The organism is Ruegeria sp. YKSF57 (genome assembly GCF_059612585.1).
The window spans coordinates 72918-86353 of the sequence record NZ_JBXWQW010000020.1; the positions used below are offsets into that span (position 1 = coordinate 72918).

General features: G+C 55.8%; 10 protein-coding genes, 1 tRNA gene, 2 rRNA genes and 3 pseudogenes. 10 read left to right on the forward strand and 6 right to left on the reverse strand.

Translation table 11 applies throughout. The features are described 5' to 3' along the window. The first annotated feature begins 43 nt into the window (after nucleotides 1–43). Nucleotides 44–1690 carry an acyl-CoA dehydrogenase family protein gene (locus AC2FLX_RS10370; protein WP_496810888.1) on the forward strand — a complete coding sequence of 549 codons (1647 nt, stop codon included), beginning with the start codon at nucleotides 44–46 and terminating at the stop codon, nucleotides 1688–1690. Nucleotides 1691–1745: 55 nt separating this feature from the next. On the opposite strand, the gene AC2FLX_RS10375 is transcribed toward AC2FLX_RS10370, so the two are convergent. After that, nucleotides 1746–3602 (reverse strand): SLC13 family permease, encoded by a 1857-nt coding sequence (locus AC2FLX_RS10375; protein ID WP_480751822.1) that lies wholly within the window; start codon nucleotides 3600–3602, stop codon nucleotides 1746–1748. A gap of 261 nt (nucleotides 3603–3863) precedes the next feature. Beyond that, nucleotides 3864–4484 carry a hypothetical protein gene (locus tag AC2FLX_RS10380; RefSeq protein WP_480751705.1) on the reverse strand — a complete coding sequence of 207 codons (621 nt, stop codon included), beginning with the start codon at nucleotides 4482–4484 and terminating at the stop codon, nucleotides 3864–3866. Between the two features lie 574 nt (nucleotides 4485–5058). Here AC2FLX_RS10380 and AC2FLX_RS10385 point away from each other — a divergent pair. Further along, nucleotides 5059–5274: pseudogene (locus tag AC2FLX_RS10385) on the forward strand (IS256 family transposase); the annotation flags it as partial. A 274-nt stretch (nucleotides 5275–5548) separates the two neighbouring features. Here the strand turns inward: AC2FLX_RS10385 and AC2FLX_RS10390 are convergent. Continuing rightward, complete coding sequence (locus tag AC2FLX_RS10390; RefSeq protein WP_496810887.1) at nucleotides 5549–6271, reverse strand: YHS domain-containing (seleno)protein; 723 nt, start codon at nucleotides 6269–6271, stop codon at nucleotides 5549–5551. Between the two features lie 42 nt (nucleotides 6272–6313). On the opposite strand from AC2FLX_RS10390, the gene AC2FLX_RS10395 reads away from it, so the two are divergent. From AC2FLX_RS10395 to AC2FLX_RS10430, 8 genes and pseudogenes are all read left to right on the forward strand, one after another. Further along, entirely contained in the window at nucleotides 6314–7201 is an 888-nt protein-coding gene (locus AC2FLX_RS10395) for a LysR family transcriptional regulator (protein WP_496748516.1), read from the forward strand. A 288-nt stretch (nucleotides 7202–7489) separates the two neighbouring features. Next, a pseudogene (locus AC2FLX_RS10400) lies at nucleotides 7490–8699 on the forward strand (IS3 family transposase). 345 nt (nucleotides 8700–9044) lie between these two features. Then, a pseudogene (locus tag AC2FLX_RS10405) lies at nucleotides 9045–9143 on the forward strand (helix-turn-helix domain-containing protein); the annotation flags it as partial. Between the two features lie 22 nt (nucleotides 9144–9165). Beyond that, nucleotides 9166–9711 (forward strand): site-specific integrase, encoded by a 546-nt coding sequence (locus AC2FLX_RS10410; RefSeq protein WP_496810886.1) that lies wholly within the window; start codon nucleotides 9166–9168, stop codon nucleotides 9709–9711. Nucleotides 9712–10012: 301 nt separating this feature from the next. Continuing rightward, the gene (locus AC2FLX_RS10415; RefSeq protein ID WP_496810885.1) at nucleotides 10013–10561 is read left to right on the forward strand and encodes a hypothetical protein; all 549 of its coding nucleotides are present in this window, start codon (nucleotides 10013–10015) and stop codon (nucleotides 10559–10561) included. Beyond that, on the forward strand, nucleotides 10548–10739 hold the full coding sequence (locus AC2FLX_RS10420) for a hypothetical protein (protein WP_496810884.1): 192 nt from the start codon (nucleotides 10548–10550) through the stop codon (nucleotides 10737–10739). The genes AC2FLX_RS10415 and AC2FLX_RS10420 overlap by 14 nt, the downstream gene beginning before the upstream one ends. Nucleotides 10740–11388: 649 nt before the next feature. After that, nucleotides 11389–11607, forward strand: a complete 219-nt coding sequence (locus AC2FLX_RS10425) for a hypothetical protein (RefSeq protein ID WP_496810883.1) — start codon at nucleotides 11389–11391, stop codon at nucleotides 11605–11607. Nucleotides 11608–11793: 186 nt separating this feature from the next. Continuing rightward, nucleotides 11794–12546, forward strand: a complete 753-nt coding sequence (locus tag AC2FLX_RS10430; protein ID WP_496810882.1) for a hypothetical protein — start codon at nucleotides 11794–11796, stop codon at nucleotides 12544–12546. A gap of 212 nt (nucleotides 12547–12758) precedes the next feature. On the opposite strand, the gene AC2FLX_RS10435 is transcribed toward AC2FLX_RS10430, so the two are convergent. The 3 genes from AC2FLX_RS10435 to AC2FLX_RS10445 form a co-directional block, all read right to left on the reverse strand. Then, nucleotides 12759–12835: transfer RNA gene (locus AC2FLX_RS10435), tRNA-Met, on the reverse strand. A gap of 121 nt (nucleotides 12836–12956) precedes the next feature. Beyond that, nucleotides 12957–13071: ribosomal RNA gene (gene rrf, locus AC2FLX_RS10440) — 5S ribosomal RNA — on the reverse strand. 233 nt (nucleotides 13072–13304) lie between these two features. Beyond that, nucleotides 13305–13436 (reverse strand): 23S ribosomal RNA (locus AC2FLX_RS10445); the annotation flags it as partial.

Below are 13436 nucleotides of genomic sequence, written 5' to 3' on the forward strand. Positions count from 1 at the left end.
CGCCGTAATTCTTGACCCTTCTGCATTCGGGCAGAACATTGGCATGGCGTTCCAGCCTCGCGAGGTCGCCATGTTTTCCAACGCCCGCTCTGATTTGCCCACACACGAGGTTCACAACCAACCGCCTGTTCGTGGCGATTGCAATCTGTGGGAAACCGATCCCGTCCTGCGCGAAAACATCACACATACGGGAGGGCAGGTTGAACCCTTGGCCAGATATGGCGGAACGATGGGTAGCGCAGAGATGCGCGAGGCCGGACGAGAGGCCAATCGCTCATTGCCGGAATTGTGCTTGTTTGACCGGGGTGGGCGGCGACTGGACGAGGTCCGGTTTCACCCCGCCTATCATCAGCTTATGAACACCAGCCTGTCCGCGGGCTATGCCGGTATCGCTTGGGGCCAACAGCCCGGCGGGCATGTGACCCATGCCGCCATGGTCTATCTCGCCAGTCAGGTCGAACCCGGACATTGCTGCCCGATGACGATGACCTATGCCGCCATTCCGGCCCTCGCGGCGAACCCTGACGTTGAAGCCGAGTGGAAACCGAAACTGATGGCGCGTGGTTACGATCCGTCGACCCGACCCATCGCCGCGAAGCAATCCGCAACCCTTGGCATGGCCATGACCGAAAAACAGGGCGGTTCGGATGTGCGCGCCAATTCCACCGTTGCGCGCCGCGATGGCGAGCACTGGCGGCTTCGAGGGCACAAGTGGTTCTGCTCGGCGCCGATGTCCGACGGGTTTTTGACACTGGCCCAGGCACCGGGCGGGTTGACCTGTTTTCTGCTGCCGCGCTGGCTGGACGGCGAGCGCAACGCGCTCCACCTCATGCGGTTGAAGGATAAACTGGGCAACAAGTCCAACGCGTCGGCCGAGGTCGAATTTCACGACGCGCTGGGATTTCAAATTGGGGACGAGGGCGCCGGGGTGCGCACGATAATCGAAATGGTGCATCACACGCGTCTGGATACAGCGATGGCCCCTGCCGGGTTGATGCGCGCAGCGTTGACCGAGGCGCACCATTGGGTCACGCATCGCAGCGCGTTTCAGCGGCGGCTGATCGACCAACCCCTGATGCGGGCGGTCCTGTCCGATCTTGTCCTGGACTGGGAGGGCGCGGTGACCCTTGGTCTGCGGGTAGCAGAGGCATTCGACGGCACCTCGGTCGAGGAACGCGCCTTTGCCCGGATCAGTGTGGCCCTGGCCAAGTTTCACACCAACAAACGCTGCCCCGTCGTCATTGCCGAGGCGATGGAGGTGTTGGGTGGCATGGGCTATGTCGAAGACACGCCTATGCCGCTGCTCTATCGCGAAGCGCCATTGAACGGTATCTGGGAGGGATCCGGCAATGTGATCTGTCTCGATATCCTTCGCAGTCTTGCGCGCGATCCCCTGGCCAATGAAATCCTGCGGGCCGAGTTGCGGGCGGGCATCGGTGCGGACAGGCGGTATGATGCGGCGTTGAGTGCCCATGAAGAACGCTGGAATGGTCTTCCTCCCGAGGCCGAAGCCCGGTGGTTTGCCGAGCGAACGGCGCTGTTGCTGACGGCATCCCTTCTGTTGCGCCGCGCGCCCGAGGCAGTTGCCGACGCATTCATCGCCACGCGTTTGGAGGGCCTAGGCGGTCGCTTACCGGGTGCCATCGGAACGGTAGAAAGCGGTCACATACTGACCCGATTGGGCGGGTGACGCGATGAGCGTCCTGTTCGCAACAAGAGATCGGATGCAAGCCGGAATGTTTGGCTCAGTAAACCACGTTCAGCATCAACAGGGAAACGACCAGGAACAGAACTGTCATGACCCCGCCTGAACGCACGAAATCCATCACTTTATAACCTGCGGGCCCCATGATCAGCGCGTTTACCTGATGCGTCGGGATGATGAAACTGTTTGAGGTCGAGATTGCCACTGTAAGCGCAAAAACGGTCGGGTTCCCACCAGCCGCCACCGCAATGGAAACGGCGAGGGGCACGAGCAGAACGGTGGCCCCGACATTTGACATGACGAGCGAAAAGGCAGTGGCCAAAACGGCGACACCGGCCTGTAGTGCCCAAATCGGCCAGCCGTTCAAAATGATCATGATTTGTTGAGCAATCCACGCAGCGGTTCCAGTATTCTGCACGGCTTGCCCCAGTGGTATGAGGCATGCGAGCAGAAAAACGGTGTTCCATCCGACTGCGCGGTATGCCTCGTCCACGCTGAGTACGCGCGTAAGCATCATTCCGGCGGCTCCGGTCAGCAGACAAAGCGACAACCGAACGTCGGTGAACAAAATCAAAGACAGGGAAATCGCGAAAAAGACCAAGGCCCAGCCGACCTTTTGCGGGCGCAGTTCATCCTGCGGAAAATCTGTTGTTACAACAACAAAGTCAGGATCCCGTTTGATCCGCATCAGGTTGTCCCACCTGGTATGTGCAACAAGCATGTCGCCTGCGCGAAATTCCTCAAGCCCGATCTGTGTGGACTCATGCGTTTCGGTTTCTACGTGGCTGAGAGTTTCCTCCCCTCGGTGAATTGCAAGCAGCGACATCCCGTATGTTTTACGAAACAAAAGTTCGCGCGGGCATTTTCCGATCAGCTTGCTGTCAGGTGTCACAACGACTTCGGCTATTCCGGCATTGGTGGGTGCAAACTCCTCGACGAAAATGTCCAGTTCCGGAAGTACGGTCAGACCGAACTTCCGGGCGAATTCCTCAACCGTCCACCGGTTCCCGATGATCGCAAGCCTGCAGGGCGCTGCAATCTCGGCGGTCAGGACCTGAACCATCGAAGTTTTACCGCGATAGAATGTGGAGATTATGTAGAGATGGTTTTCGTGGTTGATATCCGCCAATACCTGTCCGACCAACGGGCTTTCCGCGGGCACGACCACCTCGAAGACATCCGCTTTGAGCCCGTAGACCCGCTGCAAATACTCCTGCGTGCCCTGCCCCGTTCCGGTACTGTCGGAACCGGCGTCTCCTGGTAATACCCATCGTCCGAGCAGCAGAAAGTACCCGATCCCGGTCAGGATCAAGACAGCGCCGATAGGCGTCACCGAGAAAAGCCCGAACGGTTCGATTTTTTGGCCTTCGGGCAACCCCTCATTTGCGGTCAGTACCAGGTCGTTAAGCAAAATCAGAGGTGAAGACCCAACCATCGTCATTGTGCCCCCCAGAATGGCGCAAAATCCCATGGGCATCAGCAGGCGCGACAACGGAATTCCGGATCTTGAGGATATTCGGCTGACGACTGGCAGAAACAAGGCGGCTGCGCCCACATTCTGCATGAAGGATGAAATGACACCAACGGTGCCGGAAACGATCGGCAATACCCGGTTTTCGGCTGTGCCGCCGTATTTCAAGATGACGGCGGCAACCTTGTTCATGATGCCGGTTTTGTCCAGCCCTGCACCAACGATCATGACAGCAATGATAGAAATCACTGCGTTGGATGCAAATCCATCGAAAAGATGCGTGGCATCCGAGAGGTTCTCAAGACCTGGCGCATAGCTGAGAAGCCCGACAATGACCAGGACCAGTATTGCGGAAAGGTCAATTCTGACAATTTCGGATACGAACAAGAAAACGGTGAATGCCAGCAGAGCACAAACCACTCCCATCTCGAACGTAAACGCAATTTGTTCCACAGATTTCACCGAGATTTTGTTCGGTTTTGTTTGACAAGAAAATTAGACCATTTCGCCCATCCTGTCATGATGTTTCAATTTTTGACAACCTATTGAAACAAAGTTTCCTTTAGACGCCGGCAACTCTAACCCAGCCCCGTTTCAACGGACACCCATCTCGCCAAATGGTAATCTTTCGACTGATAGTGCGTAGCCGACCCCGAAGATGCGCCGGTCAATCGGCCTGGCGCCGCATCACGTCGCCCCGGCGCCCGCAGTCACCACCTTGCCCAGCACGACCGGCGAGAAATGCGCCTTGCCTCCCGCGCCGAACACATGGCGCTGCAGCTTGGAAAACGCCTCCAGATAGTGGGTGTACGAGGTCAGATCGACTCCCGCCGGAACCGGCAGCATGTCGCCCAGAATGCCGGAATAGCCGCGCACGCTGATCTCCATCTGTGCTCGTGACAGCCCCAGTTGCGCTTCGGCGGCGATGTTGGGGACCGAGACCTGAACGTTGCTCTTGAATGTGGTCGCCTCGATCCGCAGCTGAACAGCCACGCCGATTTCGACCTTCTGGCCTTCGATTTCGCTGGTGGTGAACATCTTGGCCTCTTGCACCACGCCCACCGAGCTGCCCTCGGCCCCGCCCTTGAACAGACCGGCAAACCAGCTCAGCTTGCCGCTGGCATCGCGTATATAGGCCACTGAACTGACAAAGTGCTGATCCAGCGTCACCGCCAGATCGGCGGCGCCGGTCATAGGCATCTCAAGACCTTCCTCGCCCCCGTGCCCAGGGTCCATCACGCGAAAACGGTGTTTCGCAAGCGCGTCATCGCTGTCCAGCAGGGGGACATAAGTCAAAGCGTCGGCCATGTCGTTCAATCCAAATCCGATGAGAAAGAATGACAACAGGTTAGCACACTACGCCACCTGTCCAAAATTCGCTTGGGTTCATGTGAACCGTCGTGAGACTTCGACGCGAAGAGCGTGATTTTCTGAATCCGATCAGAAAGCCGCGTCAGGCATTACCGGCCCAAACGTCAAGTATGTCTGATCCTGCGTCGCCGATGCGGGCAGAGCGGACATTGGTTCTGATTTCTGATAAGGTTGTCTGAACACCACATCATTGAGGGCAGCCGATGCTCGAACGTCAAGAGGTCGTTGTGATCGGAGCCGGATGGCCGGGCTGAGCGTCGGCTGCGTACTCGGCGAGGCCAGGTTCGACTACGTCATTCTCCAACGCAACCGTATCTGCCAGAACTGGCGATCCCAGCACTGGGACTCGTTCCGGATAAACACACCGAACGTGCTGACCGTCCTGCCGGGCGACCGATACGACGGGGACGACCCGAAAGGCTACATGACCCGGGACGAATTCGTCGAGATGGTTGAGGACCATGTCCGCTGCAACCAGCTTGCGGTGCAGGCTGTCTGCCTGGTTTCTGGTGCAGATGCCATAGAAAGCACATTCGCCACGGTGCGCCATCGAACCGGCAAAACGAAGGGCTACCTCAGCCGAAAGACCGGACTGGCCATGGCCTTCAAACTGATGATGTCGCCGCAGGGCAAATGGTGGGAGCTCGACGGATCAAACCGCATGCCAGAGATCATTCAGGACATTGCATTCGTCGACGGCATCAAACAAATTCAACCAGCCGCCTGATCACGCCGTCACCAACTTTCGGGCATAGCTCATCAAGTGAGATCAATGCTATGTTGCTTAAGTGATTGAAATATGTGTGCGGGGCAGAAAACAGAGCCACCATTGCTTCAGGATCGGAGGCTTGTATCAATCTGAGCTCCGGATTCGTCGATTGGGCCGTGCTTTGTCCGCCTATCAACAGATCTGCGATAAACGATAGTACGAATGGCGCGCGACCATTCGTACAGCCAGGATATGCGTTGCGAGTCAGTTTTACCCCAGTAACATCAGCGCTTCAGTTCAATGTCTGGGGATGCGAGATCGCCGCGCCTTCCGCTTCGTGGGTGTAGAACTCGACCGTCCCGTCCTTGAGGCCGGAATGCACCAAGGGCCAGTTCGTTTCGGCTTGCGCGATACGGGTAGTTTGCTCTGCGATGAACAGATCGCGGGTTTCTTGATCCCAGTTGAGATATAGTTTGTCGTTGATCACGGCCCATCCGTTTACGAAATCAACCTCTGCACCGTAACCCTCAGAAACGGCATAGGAACACCAGCCGTTGTTCTGCGGTTCAAAGCTGGCAGGGTTTGTCGAAAATTTCGTAGCGTTTTCAGACGAGCTGAAGCGCCACGACTTACCCTTGTAGTCAACGCTGTATTCTGCACTCCCGATTTTTGGGGAGTTTTCGGTGAAGTATGCGACAACGTCGAAGCCGTCCATCGCCACGCCGTTTTCCAAGGCATTGACCGCCTCCCCTGCAGATGCAGAATGTGCCCCCATCAGCACAAGAGCAGTCGCAAAGAGCGCGTTTCGCCCTGTCGCCATCGCCAGATTCATCCTATCTACAATGTTCATTTGGAGTCCTTTCACGGGTGATCCGAAATAGGGTTGACCGATTAGTCCCATCGGATCTGCAACTGATGAAGCTGACGCTACCTGTTGATTTCCAATTCGTGAAATACCCATTGGCTTCCAAATCAATAGCGGACATCTATAAACTTGAATTTTTTTGGCACTCATCATTTAATTTTATAGACGTGAGCTATAGTCAGTGTGCCAAAAATGGAAATGTATCAGATTCGGTATTTTCTGACGCTTTGTGAGACGCTGAATTTCACGAAAGCGGCTACACAATGCAACGTCGCACAACCCTCTTTGTCTCGCGCCATAAAGATGCTTGAGGACGAGCTTGGTGGACCGCTGTTCCACCGTGCCCGAAATAGAACGAACTGCACCAGGCTCGGCAATCTCATGCGTCCACAACTACAAAAGATTCTGGATGCAAGTGAGCTGGCGTTGTCGCTTGCGCAAAAGGTTTCTTCGCTGGAGGTGGCCCGTTTGGACCTCGGCATCATGTGCACGATCGGGCCATCACGAATGATCGGTTTCATCAGCAGATTGAGGATGGAGATACCGGACCTTGACTTGCGCTTGCATGTCGCTCCTGGGTCCGAGTTGATTGAAAGGATGAAATCAGGTGATCTAGACCTTGCCATTTTGGGTATGCCGAAAATTCCCGAAATCTTCCACGCGCATACGCTGTACAGCGAGCGCTACGTAGTCGCCTTTCCAAAGGGTCACAGATTTGAGCAGATGGATACGGTGCCTTTGAGTGCACTGAACCACGAGGATTACCTGGACCGAACGAACTGCGAGTACTCCGAATACTTGAAAAGCCTGGATGCAGAAAAAGAGCCGAAACTGAACATTCTGTATCAAAGCGACAGGGAAACGTGGATACAGGCATCGCTTCTTGCTGGAATGGGCTGTGCGGTGATGCCCGAATATCTGCCCATGTTGCCAGGCATAGCGACACGCAACCTTGTTGAGCCGGACATTCGACGCGACATACAGTTGATCACGGTTGCAGGTCGGCGGCACCCGCCAGCTGTTGAAGCCTTCGTCAGGCTGACTCAGAGATATGATTGGAATGCGGGCAATTGCGTCTGAATGAGGCAATGGGTCGGATAGGCAACGTCACATCTTCCAAAGATGGCGGTCAGGACTTTCTCTCTTGGCCGAAACTGGTCTTGAGCCACATCACTGCTTCCTCACCAAACCCTAACCTCTTCGCTGCTAACGCAAGTCTTCTTGGCTCCTGAGGAAAGTCTGTGATGGGGGTCCCGCGCCAGCCCATCTCCAACATTGTCCTTCCCCCCTAAAACTGGGCCATTATGGACGTGTCGCGGTTTGATGCCGCTCCTTTGATAGCATTTATTGCAACAAAGGAGACTGACTATGGGACTGAAACGGACGGACGAATTCCGCGCTGATGCGGTGCGGATCGCGCTGACGAGCGGGCTGACGCGCAGGCCGGTTGCTTCAGATTTGGGTGTTGGCCTATCGACGCTGAACAAATGGGTGACGGCACATCGTGACACTGATGTGGTGCCGGACAAGGAGTTGGACCTTGCCCGTGAGAACGAGCGGCTTCGACGGGAGAACCGCATTCTCAAGGAGGAGAGGGACATCCTAAACTGAAGAGGATCAGAAAACAGTCCGGGGGACTGTTTTCCCGATGAAGGCCACGGCCTTCTTCGCGAGCCAAAAGCCATGAGGTTTCGGTTCATCGAAGAGCATGGCCATGATTTCCCGACCAACCGCCTTTGCCAGGTTCTGGATGTCAGCTCACGTGGCTTGCGCGCCTATCGCAGCCGTCCGGCCTGTCAAAGGCAGCGGACAGACATGGTCGTGCTGGCTCATATCAAGGAACAGTCTCGTCTCAGCCTGGGCAGCTACGGCCGCCCAAGGATGACCGAAGAGTTGAAGGAGCTTGGTCTGAACATCGGCCACCGCCGCGTTGGTAGGCTGATGCGTGACAATGGCATACGGGTCGAGAGAACGAAGAAATACAAGGTGACGACTGACAGCAACCATGCCTTCAACATCGCGCCGAACCTGTTGAACCGGGACTTCCGCGCAGATCACCCGAACCAGAAATGGGCCGGTGACATCAGCTATGTCTGGACGCGTGAGGGCTGGCTGTATCTGGCGATCATCCTCGATCTGCATTCCCGGCGTGTGATCGGCTGGGCAGTGAGCAACCGCATGAAGCGTGATCCGCTGCCCGGCAGTCGCCGCTTGCGGCGATGAGAGGGGGGCGATCCGAGCGTTGAAGATGGCTATCGCCTTACGACAGCCACCAACAGGCTGCATCCACCATACGGATCGCGGCAGCCAATACTGTTCGCACGACTATCAAAAACTCCTGCGCCAGCATGAGTTCCAGGTGTCGATGAGCGGCAAGGGCAACTGCTATGACAACTCCGCCGTTGAAGCGTTCTTCAAGACGATCAAGGCGGAGCTGATCTGGCGCAGGTCATGGCAGACGCGTAGAGCTGCAGAAATGGCAATCTTCCAATACATCAACGGTTTCTACAATCCACGACGCAGGCCCTCAGCCCTCGGCTGGAAAAGCCCGGTCGCATTCGAAAGGAAAGTGGCTTAAACGAGCACCTGGGGCGGCACAAAAAAGGGACAGGTCCACACCGACCCAATCAAGGAACTGAGCGGCGAAACACTTCGAGTGGACATAGATCGTTTCCGCAACGAACGTCTACGCGAGGAGGAAGAGTTCTGGGCTGAACCGGAATTTGGCAATCACTACACTTAGACGCGCCGAATCAGCGCTGTCATGGTCATGCCATGACACGCGTTCCGCCCCCTTTCCGAACAGATGACCGCGACGGCGGGCAAGCCGAGGCTGCGGTAGCGCAACTGATCCGGCTGCTCGCGCGTCAGGCTGTTCGGGAGACGGGCCGGAACGCCTCAGGCCAGAAGGAGCAGTTTCGGGATGCCACGCACCAATCCGCAAAAGAATAGTCGAACCCATCAGTTGCTGACGGTGAAGGAGGTCGCACAACTGGACAACTGTTCCGAGAAGACGGTGCGACGTGCCATCTCTGCGGGGCTGCTTGAGGTTAGCGGAACAGGACGGGTCAGAGACGCCCTTTGTCGTGGCCGCGTTCCGGTTGCTGATCCTGACTGGCTGTCGCCTTGGGGAAATCCAGACCTTGCAATGGTCCTTCATCACGGACGCAGGGATGGAGCTACCGGACACCAAGACGGGCGCGCGGCGCATTCCCCTGCCCCAAGCCGCCAGAGCGGTTCTGAGCGCCCTCCCACGGCTTCCTGACAACCCCTACGTTATTGCCGGGGCTGCACCCGGCCACTACGCCACCGACTTGCAGAAACCGTGGCGGCGTATACGTAAACGGGCCGGGTTGCCGAATGTTCGCATTCACGATCTTCGCCACACCTATGCGTCGAATGCCGTGTCGTCCGGCATGCCGATTCAGATGGTCGGGCGATTGCTGGGGCATAGCCAGATACAGACCACCATGCGTTATGCACATCTGGCGGATGATCCGGTTCGGAAAGCGGCGGAAGAAAACGCGGCGCGGCTCAACACATATGTTGGCGCGCAGGACCCCGGTCACAAGCTGCGCCTAGTTAAGTAATTAGTTAGGCTCAATCGTCCCCCTAAACGTTTACGTAGGCCCCCGTTACGTAGGGGGCCTACGTATAGGATACGTTACGAAGCTAAGCGGGTTCGCCCCTACCCGGGGTATACGCGGGGCCGGGCATACCCCGGGTAGGGAGAAGGGCGGGAACCATGAATAGCGGGAATGACGCCTTTGAATTCAATGTTTGTGACGGTGAGATGTCATACACTATTTTTACTATAAATCTTTATTCTAGACTGAAAGTTACTTTAATGATGCTATTTAGCTATGATTCGTCTTCGCCAGGAGCTGAAAAATGACTGAAACAGTAATATTTATTCCTTTTGACAAGGAGCTTTACGACGATCTCGTAAGATTCAGTGATGGCAATCTTGATGTGTCATCATGGGCTGAAGAGCAGATCATGGATTATATGGAACGCAACCTCGGTGATGCCACGTCGCAGCTGTTTGGCGTTCGTGCGATTGACTTCTATCGAAAGTATTTCCCTGACTATGCGGGAGAGGTCGAAGAGCGTCTTAGGCTTGCCGAAGAACTGGAGCTCAACGAACTTCTAGAAAAGCCACTTGTGTGGAAGGAAATCACAATTAAGCCAGGAACCAAGGTTCGCATGCAATACGGCGGAACTCATCATTTTGCCGTCGTAAAGGACGGAAAGATTGAGGACGAATCTGGGCGGTTTTCACCTTCTCAGTGGGCCGGAAACGTCGCCAACGGGACTAGCCGAAATGCTTGGCGTGATATCGAATTTAGGTCAAGAGAATCAACTCACTGGATTCAGGCTGAAATTCTCAGAAACAAAGCACGTCATGAGAGTGAGGAGGCTGACGATGCGAAAACTTGAAAGAGAATATCGCTCATTGTTCGAAGCCGAAGGCATTGACATCCTGTCGCTAAGGCAAAGAAACGGCCACTATGCGATAGGCACGCACTACGGAACGGTGTTTTGCGCGGGTTCGCCGTCCGACAACAGAAACCTGATGAATGTTCGTGCCTATCTGCGGCGTTTGCACAGAGATTAAAGTAGCACTTGGGCAACTCAATTGCTTTGACGGGTGGCAAGCCTGAGAGCGAGCCGGTTTGAAATTGTGTTTAGTTAATAACACGGCACTGCAATCGGGAGATATACATGAACGAGATGGTGGCATTTGTCTTTAAGCACCAAAAGGAATTGGCCGCATGTGAAGAAAAGCACAAAGTTGTTACCTGCCCGCAATGCGGCACCGAGTTTGATATATACTTAAGGTCAGCGAAATGCCGAAATAAACGTTGTTTTTTCCTAATTTTTTGACCCCAATAGAATGTAGCGGTGCGTCAAAAAAGCGGCAGCGCTTGCAACGCTTGAAACCGCCCCAAGGGGCCGCAAAAGGTCCATTCGATCCCGCGTGGCGGCCATGTAGTGCTCGCCACCATTTGTGTCAATTTGCTCACTTCGTTGGTTGGCACATACTTCGATCTCTCCCCGAAAAAAGTGGTTGAATGCGCTCGCCCTAGCTTCTACCCGAGGCGCGCCGCTACGGCAACACCAGCAGCTACACCGCAGCCTGAGTTTTGCCCGTGCGGGGTTGGCAGCGCCGTGCGGGATTTTGGGGCCGGAATGGCTCTAATTGGGCGCGGGCGAAACAGTCCCGCGCCCCTTTTCCGAAATCATCAAATGAAAGACGTCACATCATGGCAAACCAGCCAGCACAGAAATTCAAGATCGGTCTGATCACCGCAACCGTCTGGGACAATGACGGTTTTTACTCGGTCGACTTCTCACGCGCCTACAAGAGCGATACCGGTGATTGGCGCAACACGGGCAGTTTCCATCATTCGGACCTGCTGAATCTGTCCAAATGCGCGGAGCGCGCCGAAATCTGGATTGGCCGTCAAACCAATGCCAGGTGATTGCAGCGCCGGAGCGGCCCCGCTCCGGCCCCAAAACCAATGCTGCCCCGCCGGAGGCACCAAGGGGGCGTAAGCCCCCGCCCCTTTTCCCCACATCGTCACACATCCCAGCGGCAGGGCGTGCCGCGATAGAGGGGGGTCTTGTAACACCCCCCTCCACGAATACGAAAGCGAAGGTCAGCGCAAATGGAAGCAACCATCCTGCATTCCGGCTTTGATGGGCTGAAATTTACCATTCAGGCGGATATCCCGGACGAGTTTCGCGAAGAACTGGCTTCCGCCAAAACCCATGCCAAAGAGAGTTACAGCGATTGTGTTCTCGAATTTGGCTCTGTCTCGCTCAACGTCACCAGCAAGGGCGCACGGGGCTTCATCGCCCATACCGGTGATCATGGGGCCGTGTGGCTGTTCCAAGACCCGCAGGACCGCATTCCCAACAATCCCGGCATCACCGTCGATTTCCGTGCCTTTGGCCTTGCCACCGGCGGCCTTGAAGGGACCGAGAAACACTTTCGCGACTGCATGGGCGCCTTCGACATCAAATACGTGGAAACGCAACTGCGTGTCGCGCGGGCTGACTTTGCGGTCGACTTGCTGGCCCCGTGGTTTGAACCCGACCGCGAAGCCTTGGTTGTGCCACCCGGAACCAAGGTCACGGAGTATACCGGGGTCGACGAAACCGCGACGGTTTCCAGCGGCGCGCGCGTGGTTGGTCTGCGTGCCGGGGCCGTCGCCAACCGGCAGCTTGCGATCTATGACAAACGGGCCGAAGTGATCCAGCAGAACAAGATGGGCTGGCTGACCATCTGGAACGCGGCGCTGCAAGCCATTAGCAAGCCGCCCCTCAATCTCAGTGACCGGGACAAAAGTCAGGTCTGGCGCTTCGAGATGCGTCTTTCCTTCGTCTTTAATGGAAAGGAAAAGTACCCTCTTCGATAGCTATTTTGAATAGCAGCTACAAACATGAAGCGGATTATTCCGAAGCTTTGGACCACTGAAGAAATCTCCTGCACAACCGAGACGCCCTGTTGCACGCCCGCCACGCGTTCTTTCCGCTCCGTTTGCTTCCGTAGTGCTTCCAGCGGGTGAGGTGCAACGCCAAAAGCCGCCCTTTGGCGGTTAGTAAGTATTTGATGTTGCTGTGTTATATTTGGTTGCGGGAGCAGGATTTGAACCTGCGACCTTCAGGTTATGAGCCTGACGAGCTACCTGGCTGCTCCATCCCGCGCCGGTTTGTTGGCCTTTTGGTTTTTGCCTTGAGGCCGATGTTTGGCCGTTTGCCTTTTGGGCTGTTTGCCGGCCTTGCATGTGTTTTGATCGTTTTGAGAGGATTGTGGGGATTTTACTAGGTTTGGCGGTGACCTACTCTCCCGGGGCTTGAGCCCAAGTACCATTGGCGCGGCGGCACTTAACTTCCGGGTTCGGAATGGGACCGGGTGTTTTGCTCGCGCTATGACCACCAAACCGAGGAAAATCCCCGTCGCTCTTTTTGCTTTGCAAAAAGGCGACGCGCGGGAGGCAGCGTATTCGCTTGCGAATGCGCGTTCCCGCACGGTTGTTGTATCAATCAACACCGTGCGATCCGCTTATGCGGATTGTCACGTCATTGTCCAACTCAAGGTGTGTATGTTTTTGGCTTTTTGATTTCGCCTACCGCTTCGCTACTTGAGGCGGTGGGTGTCTTTCCATTACTGGATCAAATCAAGCCTATCGGGCGATTAGTACCGGTCAACTGAACGCATTGCTGCGCTTACATCTCCGGCCTATTGACGTGGTGGTCTTCCACGGCCCTCAGGGAGACCTTGTTTTGAGGGGGGCTTCCCGCTTAG

Excerpts from the sequence above, each read along its gene's own strand:
- AC2FLX_RS10370 (WP_496810888.1), top strand. The coding sequence starts at position 44 with ATGGCGTTCCAGCCTCGCGAGGTCGCCATGTTTTCCAACGCCCGCTCT.
- AC2FLX_RS10375 (WP_480751822.1), bottom strand. The coding sequence starts at position 3,602 with ATGGGAGTGGTTTGTGCTCTGCTGGCATTCACCGTTTTCTTGTTCGTA.
- AC2FLX_RS10380 (WP_480751705.1), bottom strand. The coding sequence starts at position 4,484 with ATGGCCGACGCTTTGACTTATGTCCCCCTGCTGGACAGCGATGACGCG.
- AC2FLX_RS10390 (WP_496810887.1), bottom strand. The coding sequence starts at position 6,271 with ATGAGTGCCAAAAAAATTCAAGTTTATAGATGTCCGCTATTGATTTGG.
- AC2FLX_RS10395 (WP_496748516.1), top strand. The coding sequence starts at position 6,314 with ATGGAAATGTATCAGATTCGGTATTTTCTGACGCTTTGTGAGACGCTG.
- AC2FLX_RS10415 (WP_496810885.1), top strand. The coding sequence starts at position 10,013 with ATGACTGAAACAGTAATATTTATTCCTTTTGACAAGGAGCTTTACGAC.
- AC2FLX_RS10420 (WP_496810884.1), top strand. The coding sequence starts at position 10,548 with ATGCGAAAACTTGAAAGAGAATATCGCTCATTGTTCGAAGCCGAAGGC.
- AC2FLX_RS10425 (WP_496810883.1), top strand. The coding sequence starts at position 11,389 with ATGGCAAACCAGCCAGCACAGAAATTCAAGATCGGTCTGATCACCGCA.
- AC2FLX_RS10430 (WP_496810882.1), top strand. The coding sequence starts at position 11,794 with ATGGAAGCAACCATCCTGCATTCCGGCTTTGATGGGCTGAAATTTACC.